Genomic DNA, 25,372 nt, shown 5'->3' with positions numbered 1-25,372 from the left:
TATGACAACGGCAAAAAACTGGCTTCTAGATCAATCTCCCAATTCCAAGTTTCAGGCAAGCATGGGTAGCAGCTACCGCATGATGCGCCAACTTGTACGGAATCCGCTGGCTGTTATCGGCATGTTGATTTTGCTGACACTGGTATTGGCCGCGATATTTGCTCCTTTAATCGCGCCGCACAGCCCTATGGGGCAAGATCTTGGCGCAAGACTATTGCCGCCATCTGCCGAAAACTGGATGGGCACTGACGAACTTGGACGCGATATCTTCAGCCGTATTATTTATGGTGCACGCATCACACTTGCAATCGTTGCTTTGGTTGCTGTTATTTCTGCCCCATTGGGTCTGCTAATCGGTGCGATTTCAGGATATTTTGGCGGTTGGGTCGATAAGGTTTTAATGGGCATTACCGATGTGTTTCTTTCTATGCCAAAACTCATATTGGCGTTGGCATTTGTTGCAGCGCTTGGACCAGGGATCGAAAATGCAATTATCGCGATCGCAATTACATCCTGGCCTGCTTATGCCCGTATTTCACGCGCTGAGACACTGACATTTCGCAATTCAGAATTCATATCTGCGATGCGTCTGTTGGGCGCTTCTCACACCAGAATCATAACACGTCATATTTTACCATTGTGTACTTCATCAGTCATTGTGCGTGTCACTTTAGACATGGCTGGCATTATCCTTACCGCTGCTGGCCTTGGCTTTCTGGGCTTAGGTGCGCAGCCGCCTTTACCTGAATGGGGCGCAATGATTTCACGTGGACGCACCTTCATCCTTGATCAGTGGTGGGTCGCAACAATGCCAGGCTTTGCCATCATTCTCGTCTCACTTGGTTTCTGCTTTCTAGGCGACGGACTGCGTGATGTCCTAGATCCTAAACAAAGGGGTTCATGATGACCTTACCTTTATTGGAAATGGAAAATCTCAGGGTTAGTTTTCCAACGCCGAGCGGGCGTGTAGATGTCGTAAAAGGGCTTTCCTTTACACTGGGCCGCGAACGCCTTGGTATCGTTGACGAAAGCGGTTCAGGCAAATCAATGACGGGACGCGCAATTATGCGCCTTGTTCGCCGACCTGGTAAACAGATCGCGGATAAAATGATCTTTGATGGGATTGACCTTCAAGCACAATCTGAACGTGCTATGCGGCGTCTGAGAGGCGCTCGCATTTCGATGGTTATGCAGGACCCGAAATTTTCACTAAATCCCGTCATGACCGTTGGCGCACAAATTGTTGAAGCTTTAAAAACGCATGAGAGCCTTAATCGAAAAGAGATGAAGGCGCGTGTTATTGAAATGCTTCACTCTGTACGTATTAATGATCCTGAGCGTGTGATGAATCTTTATCCGCATGAAGTTTCTGGCGGTATGGGACAGAGAATCATGATCGCCATGATGCTTATTCCGCAGCCAGATTTATTGATTGCAGATGAACCTACTTCAGCACTTGATGTATCGGTTCAGGCGCAGGTACTTGACCTTATAGACGAACTTGTTCGTGACAAAGGCATGTCACTTATCCTTATTTCTCACGATCTTAATTTAGTCGCTCGATATTGTGACCGTATCTTGGTGATGCATGCTGGAGAAGTTGTCGAATCCTGCGCAGCAAAGGATTTACATAAGGCTAGCCATCCTTATACGCGCGGCCTGTTAGCGGCTGTTCCTAAAATGCAAGAAGATCGCGACGAATTACCGGTGCTAGACCGCAGCGCTTGGAGTGGCACATGAATGCAATTTCATTAAAAAACCTCGATGTCTCTTACGGGCACACCAAAGTCGTTATGGGTGTCAATATTGATGTTGCTGAAGGCGAGAGCTTTGCTTTAGTCGGCGAAAGCGGATCAGGAAAATCAACTGTTCTGAAAGCCATTGCTGGCTTAGCACCTGATTGGACTGGTGAAATGTCCTTACTTGGACAAGAACGTAGCCATAAGATTGAACGCGATTTTGCTCTGCAATGCCAAATGGTGTTTCAAGATCCTTACGGGTCACTACATCCGCGCAAATCAGTAGACACAGTGCTTATGGAGCCTTTGATTGTTCACGGCATAGGGAACCGCAATAAACGTGTCATAGATATGCTCGCAGCTGTGGGTCTTGATCAACGCTTTAGATTCCGCTTCCCACACCAGTTATCTGGCGGCCAACGACAAAGAGTTGCGATTGCGCGTGCTCTAATTTTGGAACCCAAAGTGATGCTTTTAGATGAGCCGACATCTGCACTTGATGTTTCTGTACAGGCCGAGATTCTAAACCTGCTTAAAAAATTACGCCGCGAACAAAATCTAACTTACTTGATGGTCACACATAACCTTCCAGTGGTAAGCTTCATGTGTGATCGCATGGCTGTCATGAACAAAGGCCAAATTGTCGAAATCGCGCCTGCAAGTGCATTGCATGACGGCAGCTTCACAGAACCCTATTCCCAATCCCTTTATGCTGCATCAGGCGGAAACCCTGATTACAAGGACACTCAATGACTGATACAAAACCAGCACTTCAAGCTTTTGAAAAAGCTCTTTCACAAGCCAAGACCAGCACAGAAGCCTTTGATGCCCTTTGTGCGCTAACAAAAATAACTGTAGGTGCAAAATTATTCACTGTTATGACAGCGGATATGGACGCGATGCTGGCTCGTCGCGTCTACACGGATGATGCAGTCAACTATCCTACGTCAGGGACAAAGCCAGTTGAGATGAACAGTTGGTTTGAACAGGTGCATGGGCGCCATGAAAGCTTCGTTGCTAACACGCTCGCTGATATCGACACCGTATTTCCTGATGCCGAATTGATCGGCAAACTTGGCTGCGGCTCAGTTGTCAATTTACCAATCATACTGGGTGGAAAAATGGTCGCTACAATGAATATTTTGCATGAAGAAGGCTACTATAACCTCGAGCGTGTGGCGCAGGTTCACGACCTCTTGCGCCTACCTGCAATGGCGGCAATGGCCCTTGCAAAATAAATTTCGTGCGGTCTTTGGATCTGCATTTGTGCTCGTTTTTGATTGATGCAGCTTACACATATCCAGCATCTAACTCACCAGCCGATGTCGCCACATTAACTTACATTGTACGTAATGATGGTGTTTCATGTAGATTTCAAGCATCAGCAGTTGCTGTATTCAATTGCGCCATGGCATTGAGACAATAGGTCTGGGCTTGAAGCGCTTTGCATTTTGATTGGGGTGGGACAAATAAGTTTCTCAGGCTTGGGAAGATGGAGGCAAATCGCTGTAGTTGAACCGACCGATCGGAACCCCTGCCTCATTCTACTGGACAATTCCGACCTATTATTCCGACCGCAGAAGTGCAGAATTTCCTGCAAGGTCATCCAGCAGGCATTTAAAAGTATAATAATCACATGCCTCTGAATGGTCTAATTCAAATTCATCATGGTATAGGGCTTTGTAAGTTGTGGCCTACTTAAATTCTTCTAAATTGGTTTTAGATATCTCGTTACTCGCAGGACATTTCCGTTAATTTCCTAAGTCTGGGAAGTAGGAGATGTTTATGAACAAGGATCAACGCGAAGTTCAACATAAATTACGCATTCTTCAACACGCCGAAAATATCGGCAGCGTCGTTAAAACATGTCGATATTTTGGTATAGGTCGCTCAAGTTTTTATCGTTAGCGTGAAGGCTATACCAAGCAAGGCGAAGCTGGCCTAATCAACCGCCCATCTATTCCAAAACAGCACTATAATCGGACGCCGGTCGAGATTGAGGAAAAGGTTCTTCATCTGCGCAGTAACTATCACCTCGGAGCAATTCGTATCGTATCGTCTGGTATATGCAACGGTATCACGGCATTGATATTGCCAGCGCCACCGTTGCGAGAATTCTAAAACGAAATGGGATGAACCGTCTTCCTAGGGGACACGTATACGCAAGATTCACACCAAGCGTTACAATAAACAAGTTCCCGACCATCATATCCAAATGGATGTTACGTTCCTGACATTTGAAGGAAATCGTGAATCGCAATTTCAAAAAAAATTAAGAGACTGAGTTGGGTTCACACCCTAGCTATGATTTGTTAGCCCTTGGCTATGCCATAGAGGTTGGTTGAACGGGCGCCAGATCGGCAATAGGCATAGATAGGACGCTCCAAATCATCGAGAGCGGTGCGTGTGTCTTCAATATTCTCCGGTGTCATACCCATTTTTGTCACGGGAATATAACGGATAGCTAAACCTGCTTCATTAGCCGCGGCTTCAATGAGTTCAAAATTCGGTTGATCCGCTGATTCTCCATCCGGTCTATTGCAGATGATAGATTTATATCCAGCAGCTTTAATGTCAGCGACTTGTTCAGGTGTAATTTGCCCTGAAACAGCAACTTCATCATCAATTTTACGGTAATCATCAGGCAAATTCATAATTAAATCCAACATTGTTCTTGAACGCACAATAATATGCACTTGGCTTGCAATCAACGTTTTTAGCAAGTGGTTGATATCATCATACAGCTGTTTAAGCGCTAATCAATTTGGCCTATATAAGCGCTATGCAAATTAGACGCCTCGATGAAATCACAGTCAACCAAATAGCTGCCGGCGAAGTCGTCGAGCGGCCCGCTAGCGTTATCAAGGAGCTTGTTGAAAACGCTCTGGATGCAGGTGCAACCCGCGTTGAGGTTTCAACAGCGGCAGGCGGCAAAACCTATATGAGCGTGTCCGACAATGGCTACGGTATGACGGGCGATGATTTGCAGCTTGCGATCTCTCGCCATTGTACGTCCAAAATGGAACATGGCCTAAGCGCTATTCAATCCCTTGGGTTTCGCGGTGAGGCTTTGCCTTCCATTGGGTCGGTTGCCAAATTATCGCTAACATCTCGGCAGCACGACGGTACAGACGGCGCACGCATTGATGTAGAAGGCGGCACAGTGTCTGGCCCGAAACCATCGGCAAGCAACCCTGGTACAAGGGTGGAAGTACGCGATTTATTTTACGCGACACCTGCCCGCTTGAAGTTCATGAAATCCGAACGTGCAGAAAGCACAGCGATCAATGATGTCATACGCCGCATTGCAATGGCTGCGCCTGCGGTTGGCTTTTCACTGTCAGGCACCGAGCGCCAAATCCTTGATTTTCCAAAATGTAGTGCAGATGCAGCTGGCCGCAAAAAACGTATCGCGCAAGTTCTTGGCCAAGAGTTCACGGATAATTGCATTGAGCTCAATGTCGAACGTGACGGCGTATCCATAACGGGACTTATTTCATTGCCTTCCTATCATCGCGGCAATGCGGCGCATCAATATGCCTATGTGAATGGAAGGCCTATTAAGGATCGCCAAATTCTGGGCGCATTGCGCGGCGCTTATTCAGACATGTTGGTGCGTGATCGTTTTCCGGTTGTTGTTCTATTTATCGACATTGATCCAGCGCTGGTTGATGTGAATGTACATCCTGCAAAAGCGGACGTGCGCTTTCGTGACCCAGGTTTAGTGCGCGGTCTGATTGTTTCCGGTATTCGCCATGCGCTTGCGCAAGAAGGCGTCCGCGCTTCCACATCGGCCGCCAGTGCTATGAGCGAGGCATTCAAGCCTGGCTTTCATGTGAATAATTCGCAGCACCAAAACATCGAAAGCCAGCGAGGCTGGCAAAGGCCACTTGAGCAGGATTTTACGGCTCACTCGTACAGCTCTGCCAATAGCTTTCATGAAGATCCACAATCTCGAATGACTGATATGCCGCCTGTTGTGCGAGATTTGGCAGAGGCATCGCCGCGCAGTGACAATGCAGAAGCATCGCGAAAAGAAACACAATTTCCACTAGGGGCTGCACGCGCGCAAATTCACGACACTTATATTGTTTCTCAAACAGAAAACTCGGTTGTTATTGTTGACCAGCATGCAGCCCACGAACGGTTGGTATTTGAGTCTTTGAAAAAAGCACTTTCAGAACGCGTAATGCCAAGTCAAATGTTGCTGGTTCCCGATATTATTGATCTGAATGCAGATGAAGCCGAAGCACTGTTGGTTGTGAGCAATGAACTGGAACGGTTCGGACTTTTGATTGAAAGTTTTGGACCGGGTGCAATCGCTGTTCGCGGAACGCCTGCCATTCTAGGTAACACAGATACACATAGCCTCATCCGTGATCTGGCTGGTGATATCTTAGATGGTGGTCAATCTGACGGAACGCTGCGTCTTAAAGACATGATCGAAAAAGTAGCCTCCACCATGGCTTGCCACGGCTCCGTGCGCGCGGGTCGCCGAATGCGCAATGAAGAGATGAATGCCTTGCTCCGCCAGATGGAAGCTACGCCCGGTTCAAGCACATGCAATCATGGACGCCCGACTTTTATTGAGTTGCAATTGGCTGATATGGAAAGGCTTTTCGGCCGCCGTTAGACAGGGGTTGTCTTGACCGAGCACACAGATAGAGTCAAAAGCGCAATAGATACAACGCAAATTACCACTGATTAGGATACGGATATGAACATTCATGGTCTACAGGGCGCGAGCGAAGCCAAGCTCAAATATCTGGATGCTGTTTTTCGTGTCATTAAGCCGGGTACATTTGTTAAATGCGCTATCACTGGCAAACCTATTTCTATCGAAGAGTTGAAATATTGGTCTGTTGAGCGGCAAGAGGCTTATATCGATGTTAAAGCCTCACTTGAGGCTGAAAAGACGGCAAGCGTTAGATAGAACCGTTTTTAATACGGGATTGATGGTATTTTTCAGCCGTTTCGAGAATGATACTATCCACATCTGTTTCGGCTTCAAAAACCAATGAAACAGGAAGAACATGCGTTCTTTCTCTTAGCTCGGCCAACGGGCCTTCAATATGCGTTAGACGTACCGCATCTTTTTCAGTCGTCACAAGTTCGAGACCTTCAGCATTGGCTTTATCGAGCAAGTGACGGGCATCACTGTGCGTATAAACATGGTGATCGGCAAAAGAGTGCGTCCCAACAAGATTGCAACCATAATTGGAGAGCGTTTCGTAAAATTTTGTCGGGTCACCAATGCCTGCAAAAGCAAGGACATTCTTTTTTGAAATGCCGCGCACACGCGCCGGTTTAAGATGGCCATGCATGATCGGTTTTGCCGCGCGTGCTGCGGCACGAATAACTCTGTCTCCCCTGTCGCCATCACCAATACGCAAAATCGCCGTTGCCCAGCGCATCTGATCAATCAGCGGCGCGCGCAATGGACCGCCTGGAATAACCGACCCATTGCCAATACCGCGCCGTGCATCCAGTGTTATTAATGCATAATCATAATGTAATGTGCGGCTTTGAAAGCCATCATCCATGATGATGAAATCACATCCTTGATCAATTAATGCCTGTGCACTATTTGCTCGGTTATGCCCGACGATTGTGGGTGCGTAACGTGCCAGCAACAAAGGTTCATCGCCAACCGCTGTAACGGTATCGCTTTTCGGGTCAACCAAATGTGAGCGAACATGAATGCCGCCATAGCCCCGACTGACAAAGCCTGGACGGTATTTGAGTTTTTTTGCAGCAATGGCAATGGCAATGGCGGTGGGTGTTTTACCCGTTCCGCCGACAGTCAGATTACCAATGCAAAGAACAGGTGCAAGGACGCGCTTTGGATCAGCTTTATCCATACGTCTGCGCGCAACAGCACCATAAATTGCGCTGACTGGACCTGCTAAACGAGACTTCCAACCGGGCGCTTCATACCAAAATGGAGGCGTTTCATTTCCAGCCAATGCGTTTCTTTCCACCCTGCGTGCCGTTTATGTCATCGTCATCAGATGTTTGATAAGCGTTTCCAAGCTGTGCATTCACAATGAGCGGTTGAATATAGGGACCAAGCATGTCCCAAGTATCATCCAGTGCACCTTCCATGTCGCTAACTACACGTGCTGCAGACATTGCCATCGCTGTTCTCAGCTTGTCATTTGCAAGTAATTTATACACTGCTTTGGCAAGTGAAATCTCATCGTCGACAAAGCGCGCGCCGTGTGCGGCAACCAACTTCTTATACGCCTCTTCAAATGCTGAAACGTTTGGCCCTGATAGAATTGCCGTATCGAGCACGGCAGGTTCTAGCGGATTTTGCCCGCCTTCGCCTTTCAGTGATTTGCCGACGAAAGCAACACCTGCCATGCGCAGATAAAGCCCCATTTCGCCAATCGTATCGCCTAAAAAGATATCAGCATTTGCATCCGGCATTTTATCGACCGAGCGCATGGATACATTTAGGCCATACTCAACCAGCATTTTCTGAATATCTGCACTGCGCTTAGGATGGCGCGGCACAATAATTGTGAGCAGTTCCGGCCAATGTTTTTTCAACGCGCGGTGAACGCGCGCAGCAACTTTTTCTTCGCCATCATGGGTCGAAATAGCAGCCCATACGGGTCTGTTTGCAATTGCATTTTCGAGCTGGGACTTTGTTTCACTATCCACAGAAGGAATTCGAACATCTGCTTTCAAATTGCCTGTAACGGTTACTGGGCGTGCACCAAGTTCGCGAAAACGTTCAGCATCGCGTTCCGATTGTGCCGCTACATGATGAAAGTTCTCAAACAATGAGTCAGCAAGTGCGGATCGTTTCTTCCAGCGGTTAAACGAACGGTCTGACATACGTCCGTTGATCAAGATTTGCGGAATACGCCGAGCACCAAGCTCCAATATGGTCATTGGCCAAACTTCTGACTCTGCAAAAATTGCGGCATCAGGGCGCCAATAATTGAGAAAACGACTTACCGCTGGCTTTAAATCAAGCGGCACATATTGATGGATGACTTTATCACCCAAACGTTCGCGAACAAGCGCGGCAGACGTTGTTGTTCCTGTTGTGAGGACAATATTAAGGCCCTTTGACAACATGCGCTCTATCAAACCAAGAACAGCACCGGTTTCACCAACGCTTACTGCATGCACCCATACGAGCGGACCTTCAGGCCGAGGAAGAGAAGCTTTACCATAACGCTCATGGCGGCGTGCATGTTGCTCTTTGCCACGCGAGGCACGCAATGCCACATAAGCACCAAGAAATGGATATGCGGCGAGCCCTACCCAGCGGTAAGTCTGCAGCGCAGCACTTGCCCACCGCTCACTCATTACCAATATCCAAACTAATAATATCCCGTTTCACACGTATTGTTAGAAACCGCGTTATAAATTTCATTTTCGCGATAAACGTGTTTAATTTGCTCCTGTAGGCCCCGTCAAGCAGTCGGGCCCACAGCTGTGATGAAGATTACCTGATAAATCAGAATAGCGGCAATCTTATGTTCGATTTAAGCGCTTATTTCTCGTCTTGCGGATCAAGCAAGCGGTGCAAATGCACAACGAAATAACGCATATGCGCATTGTCCACGGTTTGCTGTGCTTTAGACTTCCATGCAGCCACAGCGGATTCATAATTTGGGTACACGCCAACGATATCGAGCGCATCCAAGTCACGGAAAGTTTTACCTTCCAAAGATGTTAACTCTCCGCCAATCACCATATGAAGCAATTGTTTTTCTGTGTTGTCATCGCTCATTAAAAAACCTCATTAGTTCATATCTTGTTGTGCTCTAGCTGAACGGTGTTTCCGCGACAATACCGATCATAGTTTTTAATAGCTCTGGATGACAAGCGACCATAACCGGCTTCTTCGGGCTCAGTTGATTGAGTACAAAACGTTCGCCCTTAGCATCCAGCAAAACGCCGCCTGCCTCATGCAAAATCAAATCCGCCGCGGCAATATCCCAATCATGCGCATTTGGTTTGATGTAAGTGCCGGCCATTTTACCCGCCGCGACCATGGCAATGCGATAAGCAAGCGATGGCACATGGGGATGGCGTTTATAAAAGGCAGTCGTTCTTATATCCATTGCATCAAGGAAAACACGCGCACCGCCAATGATGAGCGAGTCTTGGCTGGGCAGTTCAGCGTCAATTTTAATAATTTCGCCGTTTAGTTTAGCGCCGCCGCCTAAAACTGCAGTGTAGATTTCATCGCATGCTGGGCAAACTAAGACACAGGCAACAGGACGACCATCTTCAACGATACCGACGGACACACACCAAACCTTTGAACCGTTGATAAACCCGCGTGTGCCATCAATAGGGTCCACAATAAATGTGCGTTTTGCAGCAAGCCGCACAGATTTATCAGCATCCAGCGTTTCTTCAGAAAGCCAGCCATAATCTGGACGCGCTGCCATCAAATGTTCTTCAAGATAAGCATTTACGGCATAATCTGCAGCGCTCACTGGAGAGTCACCAACCTTCATCTGCACATCAAGTTGTTTGTCACCGCGAAAATATGGCATTGCCAAGTTACCCGCATGACGCGCAACTTCAACAATCAGATCCAAGTCTTCTTGGTAGCTGAATCCATCTTCATTATTCAACAAGTTCTTATCCATGCTTAACTGCCAGCCAGTGTCATTTCTGGAACCAAAATTGTAGGCGCAGCAGTGCCGTAATTTCTGTCCAAATCATTTGCAGGTACCATTGTCATAAACATGTCTTTTAGATTCGATGCAATCGTCACTTCAGACACTGGGAACGCAATCTCACCATTTTCGACCCAAAAACCTGACGCGCCACGGCTATATTCACCTGTGACCATGTCTACGCCTTGGCCAAAGACTTCAGTGACATAAAAGCCTGTTCCAACGGCTTTGATGACTTCATCGGGTGATTGTTCGCCCGGCTGCATCCATACATTGGTTGATGATGCACCAACGGAGGTGCCACCTCGTGCGCCTCTACCATTGGTAGGCAAACCAAGTTCACGGCCAATAGACGTGGAAAGATACCAGTGTTGTAAAACACCGTTTTCGACCATCGTCAGTTTTTCACCGCGAACGCCCTCGCCGTCAAACGGCCGAGAAGCCTGCCCGCGCACAATATTCGGGTCGTCAATAATCGTAATCTTATCATTGGCGATCTGCTTACCCATTTTTTCTTGCAGGAAAGAAGATTTACGCGCGACTGATGCGCCATTGATCGCGCTGTTTAAATGTCCCAAAATACCTCGTGAAACCCGTGGATCAAAAATAATTGGCACGGTTTGCGTAGGCATTTTGCGTGGGCTTAATCGCTTTACTGCACGCTCGCCAGCCGACTTTCCTATTTCGCTGCGACGATCAAGATCATTATAAAACCGTCGGCTGGAATAATCGTAGTCACGCTCCATACCGGTTCCTTCACCGGCGATCACTGAGACTGAACAGCCAAAGCGGGTTCCCTGATAACTGCCTTGAAAACCATTTGAGGTTACAAGCACCATTCCGCCAACACCGGCAGATGCGCCTGCACCAGATGATTTTGACACACCTTCAACTTCTAAAGCTGCGGCTTCGGCTTCGAGTGCATCTTGTGTCAACATTTCTGCTGTAACGTCGCTTTTGTCATAAAGATCAAGATCGGCAAATTCTGTCGCTAACCGATCTGCATCAGCCAAACTGTTGAAAGCATCATCTGGGGAAACTTTGGCCATCGCAACCGCGCGTGCGGCAAGCATGTCTGGATTGCTTGATGTCGCTGCAGAAATACTAGCGACCTTCTGACCAACAAAAACCCGCAGTGACATATCGTCGGCTTCAGATGCATCTGTTCCTTCAACTTTGCCATTGCGCACTTGGATTGACGTGGATCTCTGGCGCACAGCAACAGCATCGCTCGCATCTGCTCCGGCGCGTTTGGCAGCCTCTACAAGTGCGGCAGCGTGATCGATCAAACTCTGAGCGTCGTCCTGCATATTGTCTCCGATTGCTGGTGCGCGCTAAGCGCAAATTGTTATACTTGCCTTCTGGCACAAGACACGTGCAATATCTATGCAGTACTATGTATAAATAGCTTGAGATTTCATCAAGTTTTTGAGAAATCTAATTACTGTCCTAAATATCAAGCAATAACATATATAACATTTCAAAGGATCAAAAGTATGGCTGGCGGCGAAGCGACTGCATTGTTTAGTGAAGCCGTTTTGATCTTGGGGGCAGCTGTGGTTGCTGCACCCCTTTTCAAAAAACTTGGCCTTGGTACCGTGCTTGGATATTTGGCGGCAGGTGTTGTGATTGGCCCTGTGTTGCGGCTTGTTACAGACGCGGAACAAGTTCTCCAAGTGTCTGAACTGGGCGTTGTCTTTTTGTTATTTATTATCGGGCTCGAATTAAAGCCTTCACGGTTATGGTCACTACGGCGCGATATTTTCGGCATAGGTTTACTGCAAGTTTTCTTAACTGGCGTCGCCCTCACATCGCTGGCTGTGTTCCTCACGGATAAAGGCATAGCAGCATCAGCAGTTATCGGTTTTGGCCTAGCGCTATCATCGACGGCCTTTGCACTACAAGTGCTTGAAGAGCGCGGCGAAATGAACCGGCAACACGGGCAAAAATCATTTGCGATTTTGTTATTTCAAGACCTTGCAATCGTCCCCTTGCTAGCCGTCATTCCACTGCTTGCACCTTTTGCCACTGAAACAGATTCAAATGGCTTGATTGAATTTGGCAAGGCTGTCGGGGCAATCGTCCTTCTCATTGTGGCTGGGCGCTATCTGCTCACACCATTGCTGCGCATTATAGGTAATACGGGCGCACGCGAAGCCATGTTGGCGACTGCCTTGCTGGTGGTGCTCGGTTCAGCTTACTTGATGCAGTTGGCAGGTCTTTCCATGGCTATGGGCGCATTCATAGCGGGGGTAATGCTCGCTGAATCGTCTTATCGACACGAACTTGAAGCCGACATTGAACCTTTCAGAGGTTTGTTACTCGGCCTCTTTTTCATTGCGATCGGCATGAGTTTAAACCTCGGCGTTCTGATAAGCGAATGGCTTACAATTATCATTGCTGTGCCGCTTTTAATGATCGTCAAATCATTGGTGGTGTTCGTGCTGTGCCGTATATTTGGAAGCGATTACAATGTGTCTCTGCGCACCGCGATGGTGTTGCCACAGGGCGGGGAATTTGGCTTCGTCCTTTTTTCCGCAGCCGCAGGCATGAGTATTTTTGATCAAGACACATCTTCCCTGCTGATTGCCATCACAACATTATCAATGGCGCTTACGCCTTTGTCCGTAGCACTTGGATCGCGGTTAGAAAAAGCGGACCCGTCTGTTGATATGGAAGAAGATTTCGAAGGTGCCGATGAAAGTGTCGATGTGCTGATGATCGGCTTTTCACGTTTCGGGCAAATCGCATCGCAAGCGCTTCTTGCAGGCGGCAAGGAAGTGACGATTATTGATAACTCCGCTGACCGTGTTCAATCGGCCGGAAAATTCGGGTTTCGCATCTATTTTGGAGATGGAACACGCAAAGAGGTATTAGAAGCTGCAGGCATAAGACGCGCCCGTCTTGTCGCTATTTGCACACATAATATGCAAGTCACCGACCGCATTGTTGATCTCATTAAGGCCGAATATCCCGAACAAAAACTTTATGTACGCTCTTATGATCGCACCCACAGTTTAAGCCTTCGTGCAAAAGAAGTGGAGTACGAACTTCGCGAAACTTTTGAATCAGGCCTGTTGTTTGGCGCAAGCACTCTGGAAGCTCTGGGAGTAAGCGAAGAACAATCGCGAGACATCGTTGATGATGTTCGGCGCCTTGATGAACAACGTTTGCGTATTCAAGCAAGTGAAGGACTGGCGGCAGGCGGCAATATGATTCATACAACTCCTGTGAAGCCTGAGCCACTCACGAAACCTAAACAAGAAGGTCGTATCGTGAATGTTGAAGAACGCCACTCTAAGAAGGGAGCCAACGCGTGACTAATCCATCTGTGACACCTTTTCATTTAGCTTTTCCCGTTCGTGACTTGCAGGAAACGCGCGCATTTTATCATGATGTTCTTGGATGCACGCCGGGGCGTTCATCTGAAACTTGGACAGATTTCAGTTTGTTTGGGCATCAAATGTCGGCCCACCTTCGTAAAGACATGCAGCCGGCCCATAGCGCTGGCTCTGTTGGCAAAGACATCGTGCCCATTCCCCATTTCGGAGTCGTTCTTATGATGGATGATTGGAAAGCACTGGCGGCCAAACTTGAAGCCTATGACGGTACTGACTGGATTATGAAACCCAGCTTGCGCTTTGAAGGCGAAGCAGGAGAACAAGCAACGCTTTTTATCCGCGATCCTTCCGGCAACGCACTTGAGTTTAAAGGCTTTACTTCAATGGATCAGGTTTTTGCCGCATGACGACAAAGCCTTCCGGTGTTGCCAGTAACGCCAAGTTCACAACTGGCGGAACGATGCGACATGTCACCACCATGACGGCTACGGGCTCACTCGGTCTCGTCGCAATATTTATGGTTGATGCGCTTAACCTGTTTTATATATCGCTCCTTGGTCAAGCCGAGCTTGCCGCTGCAATTGGCTATGCAGGCACACTCATGTTCTTCACATTGTCAGTAGCCATTGGCATGACAATTGGCGTAAGCGCGCTTGTTTCCAGAGCACTTGGTCAGAACAACAGAACGCTTGCTGCGGAAAACGGCGGCGCAGCATTGCTCTTAATTGCTATCGTCATGACAATCATTGTTGCGGCCGCGTGGCCAAACATTGATTACCTGTTAGGGCTTTTAGGAGCATCAGGCGAAACACGCATTATCGCCACCGGCTTTTTACAGATCGTTCTGCCCTCAACAATTGTTATGTCTATCGGCATGGGGGCAAGTGGGATATTGCGCGGCGTTGGTGATGCCAAGCGCGCAATGTATGTCACGCTCTTAGGGGGAGCCGCATCGGCAGTGCTTGACCCGTTCTTTATATTTACGCTGGATATGGGCGTTACGGGTGCAGCAATTGCAACGGTTATATCGCGTAGCATCATTATGATCGCAGGACTTTATGGTGCAATAATTGTCCATAATCTCGTCAAGCTACCGACCATCAAGACATTTTCTCGTGTGTCAAAACCATTTGCTGGCATTGCAATTCCGGCTGTGTTGACACAATTGGCTACCCCTGTTGGCAATGCTTATGTGACAGCAGAAATTTCAAGTTTCGGTGATTCAGCGGTTGCTGGGTGGGCTGTCATTGGCCGCGTAATACCGGTTGTATTTGGTGTTATCTTTGCGCTTTCAGGCGCGATAGGCCCGATATTGGGACAGAACTATGGTGCAAAATTATATGACCGCGTCAGGCAGTCTATGCGTGACGCATTGGTTTTCACACTTTGCTATGTCCTTTTTGTCTGCTTTATATTGTTTTTCCTAGCAGGAACAATTGCTGACATTTTTGACACAAGTGGTGAAGCGCGCACGCTAATCATATTCTTTTGCCAATTTGCGGCGATCAGCTTTCTGTTCAACGGGGCGCTATTCGTTGCCAATGCCGCGTTCAACAATCTTGGCTATGCGTTTTATTCCACTGTCTTCAACTGGGGCCGCTCAACCTTGGGCGTCATTCCATTTGTTTGGGTTGGTGCTCAATATTATGGCGCACAGGGCGTATTGGCAGGCTGGGCATTAGGCGCTGTTATGTTCGGACTTGCGGCTATCATTACTTGTTTTCGTGTTTTGAAAACAATTGAGAAGCGAGATGATGCTGGCATCGAGCCACAACCTACCCTACCGCCTGCGGCCAACTCTCCATTTTCAAGCTCGAAGGGTGCCAATCTTGGCTAGCGGCCGAGCCGCGGCTATTACGACTTGATGATCTTGTTCATCGCCGCATCCAAAGAACGTTTTAGCTCATCGCGAACGCCTATGGAGTCGTCGATAATATTTTGCGCTTTGAAAAAGTCCTGAACCCTATATTTTGAAATATTCGGGCGCAGGAAAATGTCCGGCGGGCTCATTGCCAATTTATGGCTGAGAATAGACTGCATCATCAATTGGCTAGCGCCATAAATGCTATCGATGGCTTTAGGCGCCTTGGTTGCATCGCCAATAGGCGTTCCAACGACATCAATACCGATAACAACATCAGCGCGCCCTATGAGATGATCAAATGGCACTGGGTTATAAATACCGCCATCAACCATATAGCGGCCATTTATTTGCACGGGCCTAAATACGGCTGGTATAGAGGCCGATGCCGCCACGGCATCAATTAAGTCACCGTCGGTGTAAACCGTTTCTTTGAAGCCATAATAGTCTGTTGCACTGACAGACAAAGGCATCTCAAGTTCAGCGAATGTCTTTTTGATCTGTTCAGGCAAGAACGCTTTAAGCATGGTTCGAGCGTCGAGCTGCCCAATACTGAACTCACTGTTGAACATGTTTTTAAAACCGCTCGGCCGTGCCTTCACATAGCGTGTTAAAGCACCAGTTCGATTGCTAGCGAGTTCCAGACTATATTCACGTATTTCTTTGCCTGAAATACCCGATGCAACTGCCGCGCCCATGATCGCACCAATAGAAGCCCCTGAAACAGCAACTGGCTTTATGCCCATTTCATCAAGAACCTCGATGATGTGGATGTGCGCATAGCCGCGCGCACCGCCGCCGCCAAATGCGACAGCAATCGTGGGGTCAGTTGTGGATGGGGTGGCCTTATCAGAGGGCTTTTTCATGTCAGCCATAGCCTTATTATTTCTCGATTTGCTTTATAAATCTTACCACACTGGTATTTGAGCTTCGCTCGTCTATCAGTTGAAAACCATCAGGCATCATGAATGGTGCCTTTGATGCTTCCTCCAGCACAATGAGAGCATCTGCATGCAGCCAGTTCCCTTCACGCAGAGACACAAGCGCTAACTCGCCTAATTGTTTATTATAAGGCGGGTCCATAAAAACCAAATCAAACGGTTCTACAGTTCCGGCAGGGCCAAGCTTGGTTGCGTCACGCCGGAAAAGTTTAGTGGAGCCTTGCAAGCCAAGTGTGTGTGTCGTTTCACGTATAAGGCCGCGCCCCTGCGCACCCATTTCGATAAACAAAGCAAAAGATGCACCGCGCGACATAGCCTCAAAACCAAGTGCACCGGTGCCTGCAAAAATATCAGCAACACGTCCACCGCTCAGCTTGTCAGAATAAGCATGTTGCAAAACATTGAACAGGCTTTCACGCGCGCGATCTGTCGTCGGCCTTATGTCATCTGAACCGGCTTTAGGGCCTGCAATTGCACGCCCTTTGAATTTACCGCCAACGATACGCATAAACCGTTTCTAGTCCTTTTTGCCGCGCTGTGGTGGCCGGCGGCCTGCCGTCGGTTTGCCAGATTTCGAACGATCTCCGGCTTTCCATCCGCCGGGGCGATCATTTGGCTTACCAGCAGGCTTTGCGCCTCTTGGTCTTTTGTCGCCGTTTGGCGAAGCGGAGGCATCAAACATTTTGTCGCTACGCTTTTTGCCGTCTTCTTTTTTAGCGCCGTACATTCCTTTTGAACGCAAACCGCCTTCGCTCTTAGAGTCCGAGCGACGTGGACCGCGTGCATCACCTCGTCCTTCAGCTTCATCATCTTTGCGCTTGCCTTGTGGGCGTGCGCCTGGAGCCATCCAAACATTTACTGAACGGCTGGGACGCGCTTCGCGTTTGGCTTTATCAAAGCTCGGCTTTTTACCGCGATCTTCAGATGGTGCCTGTGTCGACCAGCTATCGCGATCACGTTCACGCTTATCAACGGGCTTTTCGTATCTACGCCCTGCTTTTTTAGCTTCTTTGCGTGCTTCTTCTTCGGCAGCTTCGCCTAAGAGTTTGGTGCCAGACACCCAGTCACCACGGCGTGATGCTTCAATACGCTTATCTTCGACAGGTTTATTGCTGCGCACCGGCGCATTGGGAAATGCATTGGTCACGGGTGCATCAAAATTAGCGCCAGATTCTTCAATCAATCGGTCGCCAAGCTGGTCACGCAACGTGCGTCCTTTGACTTCCAATACTTCGCCTTCGCGCAATTCACCAAGCTGGAAAGGACCGAATGAAATACGGATAAGTCTATTAACATCAAGGCCAAGTGCGCCCATAACGTTTTTAACTTCGCGGTTTTTACCTTCACGAAGACCGACTTCAATCCACACATTCGTGCCTTGCTCGCGCTCAAGACGTGCTTCAATCGAGGCGTAGAAAACGCCATCAACAGCAATGCCGTCTTTTAGCTTATCAAGCTGCTGCTGTGTAACCTTGCCATGTGCACGCACACGGTATCGGCGCAGCCAACCCGTTTGAGGCAATTCAAGTACACGGGCCAAACCGCCATCATTTGTTAAAAGCAGCAGGCCTTCAGTGTTAATATCCAACCGCCCAACTGACACAACACGTGGCAATTCATCCGGCAGGCTTTCAAAAACTGTTGCCCGTCCTTCTGTATCGCGGTTGCTTGTCACCAAGCCGCCGGGCTTATGGTAAAGCCATAGGCGTGTTCTTTCGATCGTCGGAATAGGTTTTCCGTCAATTAAAATAATATCACTGTCGCTTACATTGAGCGCAGGTGTGGTCAGCGTCTTGCCATTGACTTTAATTCGGCCATCCACAATCAACGCTTCCGCATCACGGCGCGAGGCTATTCCTGCTCTCGCCAAACGCTTAGCGATACGTTCTACAGGGCGCGAAGTTGCCTCATTTTGGGTCGGCTTGCTCTTAAAGCTGCGCTTATCATCATTCTTGTTCATCTGGTATTGCCTTGGTTGTTACCGCTCCCTAACAAAAGAGGGCAATATTTGCGAGAGAAACTTTGAATATGACTACAGCAACATCAAAAGAAAGCTTTATGGATATCGCATTGGCAGAAGCCGCGTTGGCTGGAGCAATGGGCGAAGTCCCCGTCGGCGCAGTCATTGTCCTTGACGGCGAAGTTATTTCACGTTGCGGCAACCGTACACGAACCGATCATGACCCAACTGCACATGCCGAAACAATGGCAATAAGGATGGCAGCTAAAAAACTTGGCCGCGAACGACTGGAAGGTTGCGACCTATACGTGACACTGGAGCCCTGCGCGATGTGCGCAGGTGCCATATCTCACGCACGTATTCGCCGTTTGTATTTTGGCGCACTCGACAAAAAAGGCGGGGCAATCATCTCTGGCACACGCTTCTTTTCAAATGAAACATGCCACCATGCACCTGAAGTGTATGATGGCATTTCAGCAGATGCATCAGCGCGCATCTTGAAAGATTTTTTCTTAGCGCGGCGCTAATTCATGCTTTAGAGCCAAGGGATAAGACGTCCCAAACCTTTTTTACCCTTACCCTGTGCTTTTTTACGTGCACGTTCTTTAGTCGCTTCGGTTTCGCCCAACTCGCCTGCTACAGCTGTTTCGGCAGGTTGATTATATTCAGACGGTGGATCGGTAAGATAAGTACGAGTACCGCCGGTTGCGCCCCGCCCTGGACCTGCAGACGAGCCAAGTGCGTTAGCATCTGCACGGTTGGTTACAAAGTTAGCGCTGCGCTTGCCGCTTTCGATATCTGCTAAGATACGTTGACGCTTTTGCTCTGGTGATTCTGGCCACTCAGCTGAAGTATCAGCAATCTTTTTCTGCGGGGCAGGTAATGCGGATGTGTCAGCAGGCTTCACGATATCAGGTCGCGGCGTATACTGGATGCCAGCCTTATCATGACCAGCTGGGGCTAATGAAAGCGCGCCGCCTAAATCATCCATCAAATGTGCGCCAGATGTTTTGCCTGTACCGTAGGTTGGGCCCATACAGCCAGCTACAGAAGCTGCAACAGCAACAACCACACCTGTTTTTACGACATTTTTAATCATCAAACTCAACACCCTGTTTCGCCTTGATTTAAGGCCTGCGCATAAACGCATTTAAATTCAGACTCCGCGTTAGACGCGAAATCTGACTTTTTCGTGGTTGTTCATACCATAAGCACGGCAATTCAAGCAATGTGCTTATAATTTACCCAGAAGTTTCAACTCCTGAAGAACCTTTGCATCACGTGCTGAGACTTCAGGAAATTCTGGATCGGCGCCAACATCTGTTGTCACACGCCAAGAACGCGCACATTTTTCACCTTTTGCTAATTGCGGCACAACGGCGACGCCAGAAACATCATCAAGTGTAAATGCACCATCTGGCGCAGCGCCAACACTGATCTCGATGTCGGACGTGATACAGATCTCTTCCATATCAAGGCCATTGATCGCAGTGTTTAGCTCATCATTATTGATGTAAACCACAGGTGCGGCTTCCAAAGAAGAACCAATGCGCTTCTCGCGGCGTTCGATTTCCAGAGCGCCGGTCACAACACGGCGTACCTGACGCACTTTTTTCCACCTTGCCGCCAATGCATCATCGCGCCATTCATCAGGACAGCTACGGAACTGCTCAAAATGAACAGATTTCGCATCCGGATAACGGCTGAGCCATGTTTCTTCCATCGTAAATGGCAAAATCGGTGCCATCCATGTCACGAGACGATCAAAAAGAATACCAACAACTTGAAGTGCTGCTTTGCGGCGAACCGATGAAGGACCATCGCAATAAAGTGCATCTTTGCGCACATCGAAGTAGAACGCTGACAGTTCAAGCACCATAAAATCAAGCAAACCACGTGTGATACGCTTAAAATCGAAATTATCGTAACTGTTGTTGACCAGCTTATCGAGTTCCCAAATGCGATGAAGCATCAAGCGCTCTAGTTCTGGCATATCAGCAAGAGAAACCTCTTCGCCCTCATCATGCGAAAGCGTCCCAAGCATCCAGCGCAATGTGTTACGCAATTTACGGTAGCTGTCGATATTCGTCTTGAGAATTTCTTCTCCAATACGCTGATCTTCTTGGTAATCTGTCGAGGCAACCCATAGACGCAGAATATCTGCACCTGATTTCTTTATGATATCTTGCGGGAACATTTGGTTGCCAAGAGATTTGGACATTTTACGTCCATCCTCGGCCATAGTGAAACCGTGCGTAATAACGGCATTATAAGGCGCACGTCCACGCGTACCTGCACTTTCAAGCAGTGAAGAATGGAACCAACCACGATGCTGATCTGAGCCTTCAAGATATACATCTGCAGGCCACTTCAAATCTTCGCGTTGCTCCAGACAGAAAGCATGGGTTGAACCTGAATCAAACCAAACATCAAGAATGTCGTTAACTTTCGTCCATTGCTCCTGATTGTCCACAATGCCATCTAAGAAGCGTTCTTTTGCACCCTCAGCATACCACGCATCCGCGCCTTCTTTTTTGAAAGCCTCGACGATGCGCTGTGAGAGTTCATCAGATTTATCGAATTCAGGGCCCGGAATAACCTGTCCTGTTTCCTCATTGCGGAAAACAGAAATCGGCACACCCCAAGCACGTTGACGCGAAAGCACCCAGTCAGGGCGACCTTCGATCATGCCGCGCAAACGGTTTTTACCCAAAGCTGGTACAAAGCGCGTCTCTTCGATCGCTGCCAAAGCTGTGTTACGAAGCGTTCCTTTTTCGCACACGCCATCCTTGTCCATATAGACAAACCATTGCGGCGTATTGCGGAAGATGATCGGCTTCTTAGAGCGCCATGAATGTGGGTACTCGTGCTTAACACGGCCACGCGCAAACAAATTGTTTTGGCCAATAAGCGCAGTGATCACCGCTTGGTTGGCTTTACCCTTTTTGCCCTTTTCATCGATTACTTTGACATCAGGAAAACCCGGTGCATCGTCTGTGTATGTGCCATCATCGGCCACACAGAACGGAATAGATGAATCTATACCAAGCGCTTCGATTTCTGCGCGTTTAGCGATCCAATTCTCAAAGTCATCGCGGCCATGGCCAGGTGCTGTATGGACAAAGCCTGTACCGGCATCTTCCGTTACATGATCACCGTGCAGCATTGGTACTTTGAACTGGTAGCCATCAACGCCCATACCTTTTAGCGGGTGGTCAAGGATCATACCTTTGAGATCATCGACAGAAACATCACCAACACGTTTCATTTCCACTTTGGCTTTTTCTGCACATTCACCGACAAGACTATCGGCAAAAATCAAACGATCGCCGACTTGCGGGCCAAACTCATTTTCAGCAACGGTCACTTCATAAAGGCCATAAGACACTTTTGTGGAGTAACAAACGCAACGGTTAGCAGGAATAGTCCATGGTGTCGTTGTCCAAATTACTACGGACGCCCCGACTAGCTGATGAGCACGGAGCGCTTGAGTTTGCACTTCATCTATCGAGAAACCTGTTATGCTCTGCTTGACGGAGAGAACTGGGAACTTTACCCAAACCGTATCAGACTCATATATCTCATATTCGATTTCAGCTTCAGCCAAAGCCGTTTGTTCAACCACTGACCACATGATTGGCTTTGAACCGCGGTAAAGCTGGCCGGATTTGGCAAATTTCATCAATTCGCCAGCAATGATTGCTTCGCTATCGAAGTTCATTGTCAGATATGGATTTTCAAAATCACCCGTGATGCCAAGACGCAAGAACTCTTCGGATTGAACACCTACCCAGTGGGCAGCAAAATCACGACATTCTTGACGGAACTCGTTGATCGGCACTTCGTCTTTGTTTTTGCCCTTACCGCGATATTGCTCTTCGATTTTCCATTCGATTGGAAGACCGTGGCAATCCCAGCCCGGCACATAGTTGGAATCATAGCCGCGCATTTGGAATGAGCGCGTGATCACATCTTTTAGTGTTTTGTTGAGCGCATGGCCGATGTGCAGATTGCCATTGGCATAAGGCGGACCATCATGCAGCACGAACTTCTCACGGCCTTTTGCATCTTCGCGCAAGGATTTATAGAGGTTCATCTCATTCCAACGCTCAATGATTTCAGGCTCTTTTTTAGGCAAGCCAGCACGCATAGGAAAATCTGTCTGCGGCAAGTTGAGTGTTTTGGAATAGTCGATCTTGTTATCGGCGGAATCGGTCATAGTTGTTTTATCGGTCATTTCTGGCGCGGCTTACAGTGTATCGGCGCGGCATTAAAGTTCAAATGGAAAATGGGCGCGAAGACAATGCGCAATATCCCGGCCTTACATCGCTGCTAGCGGTAGGCCGGGCCTATAATTCGGATTATGATAGCTTCCATAAACATGCGTTTCCCATAGCAATGCTTGATTAAAAATAAAAGCTTTAATCGGCAACCGTTTTATCTAGCTTTGAATAGATGAGTTTTTTCATCGCAAAGGTCATCACTTTAGGCGCAATCTGCCCTAAAAAAGCAAAAAGTCTTGCGGCTACGCCGGGCATCGAATGTGCCTTGCCACGTTTTATATCCCGCAAAATCAATTTTGCAGCGTCATTCGGAGCCATTCGTTTTTCTGCATCAGCACCATCTGGTGCATGGCGTGCGGCATGATCGGTTTTAAGCGGCCCTGGAAAAACCACCGTCACTTTGATATCGAATTGTTTTTGCCAAACCTTGCGGACAGCCTTTGCATACACAGCCAAAGCATCCTTGGAAGCTGCATAGCTTGCCGCTCCGGGATATCCTGTAAAATGGGATAATGAAGAGACAAAACCAACACGGCCCGCTTTGTTGATTTTTCCAGCCTTCATCAAACCTGCACATAGGCTTATTGGCGCTTCTGCATTAACCGCGATGATACGAGCATGACTTGATGTAGCGATTTCCTCAAACTTGCCAGTTGCTGAAATACCCGCATTAAAAATGACCAAATCATAGCCATCCGACGATGTTAAAGTTTTCAGTGCCTTATCAACCGCATCACGGCTTGATAAATCACACTGCACATATTCGGCTGTGCTGGCTTGATCTGGCAGATCACGGTCAAGATTTGTGACATGAAAGCCATCGGCTAAGAGCCTGTCGCAAAGCGCTTGGCCTAGCCCCGCACTTCCACCTGTTACGAGCGCTCTCATAGACGTTTGCCCATTATGCTGCCGCCCATATAATACTTCAGAAAAGACAGGCTAAGCGGTGAACGTTTTGAAGACATTGCATATTCCATCATTGCGGCCATTGATGACGGATTGATAAATATCGAACGCAGGCGACCAGCATCATGTCCAGCTTTTGCATGCATGTCAGTTCTTGTGGGGCCGGGATGCAAAATTTGCACCGCTACCCTGCCCTGCCATTCTGATCGCAAAGCACGCACAAAACCGTGCAGCGCACCTTTGGATGCAGCATAGGCTGGAAACAGAGCTTGGCCCTTATGGGCGACAGAGCCAACAATAGTCAAAGTGCCTTCGGCTTTGGCGAGCCAAGGGTAAAGTGTGCGCGACAATAATATTGTGGTCGTCAAATTGATATCTATTGTCTGCCGAATACGTTCGACATCATCAATTGCGTTCTTGACGGCAAATCCCGTGCCTGCATTTAAGACAACATTGTCCAGCTTCACCCACCCTGCCTTAAGCAAGGCCTCAGCGATGGTTTTTATCGCTGCTTCCGGATCGCTTTGCGAAGCCTGTACGTAAATAAGATTGGGTGAGAAGACCTCTGTAATTTCACTGCGATCACGGCTACCCGTTACGATCACGTCGTGCCGTGCGCTCAATCTGTTCGCCAGTGCAAGGCCAATCCCAGATGAGCCGCCAGTGATGAGTATCTTGCGGCGCATCAGCCGCCATCTCTACCAAATGTTAATTGCGCATCGAGCTCAGAAATTGGCTCAAGACCCGACAAGATTTCACGGGCATTTTTCTCATCAATTTTCATCTGTTCAATCAATGGATCGAGGCCGTGAAATTTCTCTTCACCACGCAAAAATTCGGTAATGCTCACCGTACAGTTTTCATCATAAAGATCGCCTTTAAAATCGAAAACATATGTTTCTAAAAGCGGCGCGCCTTTTTCGGTTACAGTTGGGCGTCGCCCAAAGCTTGCTACACCATTAAATATTGTACCGTCTTGGCGGTGAAACCGGACAGCATAAATACCATGCGCCAATGGTGTTTCTGCAGGAAGCGCCATATTCGCGGTCGGATAACCGAGTGTACGCCCCAATTGTTCGCCTGCAATGATTGGAGACGTTACACGGTAGCGGTAACCAAGAAGATTGTTGGCCGCAGCGACATTGCCTTCTGCAAGTTCGTGGCGAATTCGGCTGGAAGAAATGATATCAGATGCCTGATCGCGCTGCGCGTCGACAAGTTTAACTTGAAACCCATTTTCTTCACCTGCTTGCGTTAAATAAGCAGGGTCACCTTGTCGATCTTTGCCGAAATGGAAATCAAATCCCGTCACGACTGCTTTGGCATCCATACGATCAACGAGAATATCATTGATAAAAACATCTGCCGTCTGCTCAGAAAATTCTTTCGTGAACGGCAATTCGACGATTGCACCGAACCCTATTTTCTCAACAATGCGCGCTTTCATGCGCGGCGGCGTGATGCGGGACAATTTTATCTTTGACTGAAAAAAAGAACGTGGATGCGGTTCAAAAGTCAAAACCAGTGCTGGCACATTCATTTGCTGCGCCAGATTAAGTGCTGTTTTTAGAACGGCTTGATGGCCCCGATGCAAGCCATCGAAATTACCGATAGCAATAACACCACCGCGCAAGCCTTTTGGAAAATCCATAAGGTCCTGAATGCGTGCAAAATCCGCCATGTCAGC

24 protein-coding genes and 1 pseudogene are annotated in these 25,372 nt (G+C 48.2%); 11 read left to right on the top strand and 14 right to left on the bottom strand.

Going from position 1 to position 25,372, the window contains the following annotated elements:
- The first annotated feature begins 1 nt into the window (after position 1).
- The 5 genes and pseudogenes from N530_RS0102720 to N530_RS19295 form a co-directional block, all read left to right on the top strand.
- Positions 2 to 904, top strand: a complete 903-nt coding sequence (locus tag N530_RS0102720; protein ID WP_026479442.1) for an ABC transporter permease — start codon at positions 2 to 4, stop codon at positions 902 to 904.
- Positions 904 to 1,740, top strand: coding sequence for an ABC transporter ATP-binding protein (locus tag N530_RS0102715; RefSeq protein WP_035266260.1), 837 nt, complete (start codon positions 904 to 906; stop codon positions 1,738 to 1,740). The genes N530_RS0102720 and N530_RS0102715 overlap by 1 nt, the downstream gene beginning before the upstream one ends.
- Positions 1,737 to 2,492: an ABC transporter ATP-binding protein gene (locus tag N530_RS0102710; RefSeq protein WP_026479440.1), complete on the top strand. Its 756-nt coding sequence runs from the start codon at positions 1,737 to 1,739 to the stop codon at positions 2,490 to 2,492. Before N530_RS0102715 ends, N530_RS0102710 begins: the two co-directional genes overlap by 4 nt.
- On the top strand, positions 2,489 to 2,977 hold the full coding sequence (locus N530_RS0102705) for a hypothetical protein (RefSeq protein WP_026479439.1): 489 nt from the start codon (positions 2,489 to 2,491) through the stop codon (positions 2,975 to 2,977). The genes N530_RS0102710 and N530_RS0102705 overlap by 4 nt, the downstream gene beginning before the upstream one ends.
- Before the next feature lie 547 nt (positions 2,978 to 3,524).
- Positions 3,525 to 4,005, top strand: a pseudogene (locus N530_RS19295) (helix-turn-helix domain-containing protein); the annotation flags it as partial.
- Between the two features lie 46 nt (positions 4,006 to 4,051).
- Here the strand turns inward: N530_RS19295 and N530_RS0102700 are convergent.
- Positions 4,052 to 4,393 carry a TIGR01244 family sulfur transferase gene (locus N530_RS0102700; RefSeq protein WP_026317289.1) on the bottom strand — a complete coding sequence of 114 codons (342 nt, stop codon included), beginning with the start codon at positions 4,391 to 4,393 and terminating at the stop codon, positions 4,052 to 4,054.
- 128 nt (positions 4,394 to 4,521) lie between these two features.
- Here N530_RS0102700 and mutL point away from each other — a divergent pair, with 128 nt between their 5' ends.
- The gene (gene mutL / locus N530_RS0102695) at positions 4,522 to 6,372 is read left to right on the top strand and encodes a DNA mismatch repair endonuclease MutL (protein ID WP_026479438.1); all 1,851 of its coding nucleotides are present in this window, start codon (positions 4,522 to 4,524) and stop codon (positions 6,370 to 6,372) included.
- 84 nt (positions 6,373 to 6,456) lie between these two features.
- Positions 6,457 to 6,672 (top strand): DUF2093 domain-containing protein, encoded by a 216-nt coding sequence (locus N530_RS0102690; RefSeq protein WP_026479437.1) that lies wholly within the window; start codon positions 6,457 to 6,459, stop codon positions 6,670 to 6,672.
- On the opposite strand, the gene lpxK is transcribed toward N530_RS0102690, so the two are convergent.
- From lpxK to N530_RS0102665, 5 genes are all read right to left on the bottom strand, one after another.
- Positions 6,665 to 7,705, bottom strand: coding sequence for a tetraacyldisaccharide 4'-kinase (gene lpxK, locus N530_RS0102685; protein ID WP_026479436.1), 1,041 nt, complete (start codon positions 7,703 to 7,705; stop codon positions 6,665 to 6,667). The two genes, N530_RS0102690 and lpxK, sit on opposite strands and share 8 nt — an antisense overlap.
- A complete protein-coding gene (waaA, locus tag N530_RS0102680) occupies positions 7,692 to 9,065 on the bottom strand; it encodes a lipid IV(A) 3-deoxy-D-manno-octulosonic acid transferase (protein ID WP_026479435.1) in 1,374 nt (457 codons plus the stop codon). The genes lpxK and waaA overlap by 14 nt, the downstream gene beginning before the upstream one ends.
- A 187-nt stretch (positions 9,066 to 9,252) precedes the next feature.
- On the bottom strand, positions 9,253 to 9,492 hold the full coding sequence (locus N530_RS0102675; RefSeq protein ID WP_018688601.1) for a DUF4170 domain-containing protein: 240 nt from the start codon (positions 9,490 to 9,492) through the stop codon (positions 9,253 to 9,255).
- A gap of 34 nt (positions 9,493 to 9,526) precedes the next feature.
- Positions 9,527 to 10,363 carry a 3'(2'),5'-bisphosphate nucleotidase CysQ gene (locus tag N530_RS0102670; RefSeq protein WP_051540712.1) on the bottom strand — a complete coding sequence of 279 codons (837 nt, stop codon included), beginning with the start codon at positions 10,361 to 10,363 and terminating at the stop codon, positions 9,527 to 9,529.
- Positions 10,364 to 10,365: 2 nt separating this feature from the next.
- Positions 10,366 to 11,703: a TldD/PmbA family protein gene (locus N530_RS0102665; protein WP_026479433.1), complete on the bottom strand. Its 1,338-nt coding sequence runs from the start codon at positions 11,701 to 11,703 to the stop codon at positions 10,366 to 10,368.
- Positions 11,704 to 11,889: 186 nt separating this feature from the next.
- Between N530_RS0102665 and N530_RS0102660 the strand changes: the two genes are divergently transcribed.
- From N530_RS0102660 to N530_RS0102650, 3 genes are read left to right on the top strand one after another with little or no spacing between them, the layout of a single operon-like run.
- Entirely contained in the window at positions 11,890 to 13,713 is a 1,824-nt protein-coding gene (locus N530_RS0102660) for a monovalent cation:proton antiporter-2 (CPA2) family protein (protein WP_026479432.1), read from the top strand.
- 11 nt (positions 13,714 to 13,724) lie between these two features.
- Complete coding sequence (locus N530_RS0102655) at positions 13,725 to 14,141, top strand: VOC family protein (protein ID WP_026479431.1); 417 nt, start codon at positions 13,725 to 13,727, stop codon at positions 14,139 to 14,141.
- Complete coding sequence (locus tag N530_RS0102650) at positions 14,138 to 15,571, top strand: MATE family efflux transporter (protein ID WP_026479430.1); 1,434 nt, start codon at positions 14,138 to 14,140, stop codon at positions 15,569 to 15,571. Before N530_RS0102655 ends, N530_RS0102650 begins: the two co-directional genes overlap by 4 nt.
- A 17-nt stretch (positions 15,572 to 15,588) precedes the next feature.
- Here the strand turns inward: N530_RS0102650 and N530_RS0102645 are convergent, their stop codons facing one another.
- The 3 genes from N530_RS0102645 to N530_RS0102635 are packed head-to-tail and all read right to left on the bottom strand — an operon-like array spanning position 15,589 to position 18,496.
- Positions 15,589 to 16,470: a patatin-like phospholipase family protein gene (locus N530_RS0102645; RefSeq protein ID WP_026479429.1), complete on the bottom strand. Its 882-nt coding sequence runs from the start codon at positions 16,468 to 16,470 to the stop codon at positions 15,589 to 15,591.
- A gap of 7 nt (positions 16,471 to 16,477) precedes the next feature.
- Positions 16,478 to 17,044: a 16S rRNA (guanine(966)-N(2))-methyltransferase RsmD gene (gene rsmD / locus N530_RS0102640; protein ID WP_026479428.1), complete on the bottom strand. Its 567-nt coding sequence runs from the start codon at positions 17,042 to 17,044 to the stop codon at positions 16,478 to 16,480.
- A gap of 9 nt (positions 17,045 to 17,053) precedes the next feature.
- Positions 17,054 to 18,496, bottom strand: a complete 1,443-nt coding sequence (locus N530_RS0102635; RefSeq protein ID WP_018688609.1) for a pseudouridine synthase — start codon at positions 18,494 to 18,496, stop codon at positions 17,054 to 17,056.
- A gap of 68 nt (positions 18,497 to 18,564) precedes the next feature.
- On the opposite strand from N530_RS0102635, the gene N530_RS0102630 reads away from it, so the two are divergent.
- Positions 18,565 to 19,023: a nucleoside deaminase gene (locus N530_RS0102630; RefSeq protein ID WP_026479427.1), complete on the top strand. Its 459-nt coding sequence runs from the start codon at positions 18,565 to 18,567 to the stop codon at positions 19,021 to 19,023.
- Positions 19,024 to 19,031: 8 nt separating this feature from the next.
- Here the strand turns inward: N530_RS0102630 and N530_RS17310 are convergent, their stop codons facing one another.
- From N530_RS17310 to N530_RS0102600, 5 genes are all read right to left on the bottom strand, one after another.
- Positions 19,032 to 19,595, bottom strand: coding sequence for a hypothetical protein (locus N530_RS17310; protein WP_051540711.1), 564 nt, complete (start codon positions 19,593 to 19,595; stop codon positions 19,032 to 19,034).
- 135 nt (positions 19,596 to 19,730) lie between these two features.
- Positions 19,731 to 22,715, bottom strand: a complete 2,985-nt coding sequence (gene ileS, locus N530_RS0102620; protein ID WP_026479426.1) for an isoleucine--tRNA ligase — start codon at positions 22,713 to 22,715, stop codon at positions 19,731 to 19,733.
- Positions 22,716 to 22,917: 202 nt separating this feature from the next.
- Complete coding sequence (locus N530_RS0102610) at positions 22,918 to 23,667, bottom strand: SDR family oxidoreductase (protein WP_026479425.1); 750 nt, start codon at positions 23,665 to 23,667, stop codon at positions 22,918 to 22,920.
- Positions 23,664 to 24,371 carry an SDR family oxidoreductase gene (locus N530_RS0102605; RefSeq protein WP_026479424.1) on the bottom strand — a complete coding sequence of 236 codons (708 nt, stop codon included), beginning with the start codon at positions 24,369 to 24,371 and terminating at the stop codon, positions 23,664 to 23,666. The genes N530_RS0102610 and N530_RS0102605 overlap by 4 nt, the downstream gene beginning before the upstream one ends.
- Positions 24,371 to 25,366 (bottom strand): bifunctional riboflavin kinase/FAD synthetase, encoded by a 996-nt coding sequence (locus tag N530_RS0102600; RefSeq protein ID WP_026479423.1) that lies wholly within the window; start codon positions 25,364 to 25,366, stop codon positions 24,371 to 24,373. Before N530_RS0102600 ends, N530_RS0102605 begins: the two co-directional genes overlap by 1 nt.
- Positions 25,367 to 25,372: the final 6 nt, after the last annotated feature.

Source organism: Ahrensia sp. 13_GOM-1096m (assembly GCF_000620605.1).
Taxonomy (GTDB): domain Bacteria; phylum Pseudomonadota; class Alphaproteobacteria; order Rhizobiales; family Rhizobiaceae; genus Ahrensia; species Ahrensia kielensis.
This window is presented reverse-complemented; position numbering and strand designations above follow the sequence as displayed.

Coding starts and splice junctions, on each gene's coding strand:
- N530_RS0102720 (WP_026479442.1), top strand. CDS start 2: ATGACAACGGCAAAAAACTGGCTTCTAGATCAATCTCCCAATTCCAAG.
- N530_RS0102715 (WP_035266260.1), top strand. CDS start 904: ATGACCTTACCTTTATTGGAAATGGAAAATCTCAGGGTTAGTTTTCCA.
- N530_RS0102710 (WP_026479440.1), top strand. CDS start 1,737: ATGAATGCAATTTCATTAAAAAACCTCGATGTCTCTTACGGGCACACC.
- N530_RS0102705 (WP_026479439.1), top strand. CDS start 2,489: ATGACTGATACAAAACCAGCACTTCAAGCTTTTGAAAAAGCTCTTTCA.
- N530_RS0102700 (WP_026317289.1), bottom strand. CDS start 4,393: ATGAATTTGCCTGATGATTACCGTAAAATTGATGATGAAGTTGCTGTT.
- mutL (WP_026479438.1), top strand. CDS start 4,522: ATGCAAATTAGACGCCTCGATGAAATCACAGTCAACCAAATAGCTGCC.
- N530_RS0102690 (WP_026479437.1), top strand. CDS start 6,457: ATGAACATTCATGGTCTACAGGGCGCGAGCGAAGCCAAGCTCAAATAT.
- waaA (WP_026479435.1), bottom strand. CDS start 9,065: ATGAGTGAGCGGTGGGCAAGTGCTGCGCTGCAGACTTACCGCTGGGTA.
- N530_RS0102675 (WP_018688601.1), bottom strand. CDS start 9,492: ATGAGCGATGACAACACAGAAAAACAATTGCTTCATATGGTGATTGGC.
- N530_RS0102670 (WP_051540712.1), bottom strand. CDS start 10,363: ATGGATAAGAACTTGTTGAATAATGAAGATGGATTCAGCTACCAAGAA.
- N530_RS0102665 (WP_026479433.1), bottom strand. CDS start 11,703: ATGCAGGACGACGCTCAGAGTTTGATCGATCACGCTGCCGCACTTGTA.
- N530_RS0102660 (WP_026479432.1), top strand. CDS start 11,890: ATGGCTGGCGGCGAAGCGACTGCATTGTTTAGTGAAGCCGTTTTGATC.
- N530_RS0102650 (WP_026479430.1), top strand. CDS start 14,138: ATGACGACAAAGCCTTCCGGTGTTGCCAGTAACGCCAAGTTCACAACT.
- N530_RS0102645 (WP_026479429.1), bottom strand. CDS start 16,470: ATGGCTGACATGAAAAAGCCCTCTGATAAGGCCACCCCATCCACAACT.
- rsmD (WP_026479428.1), bottom strand. CDS start 17,044: ATGCGTATCGTTGGCGGTAAATTCAAAGGGCGTGCAATTGCAGGCCCT.
- N530_RS0102635 (WP_018688609.1), bottom strand. CDS start 18,496: ATGAACAAGAATGATGATAAGCGCAGCTTTAAGAGCAAGCCGACCCAA.
- N530_RS0102630 (WP_026479427.1), top strand. CDS start 18,565: ATGACTACAGCAACATCAAAAGAAAGCTTTATGGATATCGCATTGGCA.
- N530_RS17310 (WP_051540711.1), bottom strand. CDS start 19,595: ATGATTAAAAATGTCGTAAAAACAGGTGTGGTTGTTGCTGTTGCAGCT.
- ileS (WP_026479426.1), bottom strand. CDS start 22,715: ATGACCGATTCCGCCGATAACAAGATCGACTATTCCAAAACACTCAAC.
- N530_RS0102610 (WP_026479425.1), bottom strand. CDS start 23,667: ATGAGAGCGCTCGTAACAGGTGGAAGTGCGGGGCTAGGCCAAGCGCTT.
- N530_RS0102605 (WP_026479424.1), bottom strand. CDS start 24,371: ATGCGCCGCAAGATACTCATCACTGGCGGCTCATCTGGGATTGGCCTT.
- N530_RS0102600 (WP_026479423.1), bottom strand. CDS start 25,366: ATGGCGGATTTTGCACGCATTCAGGACCTTATGGATTTTCCAAAAGGC.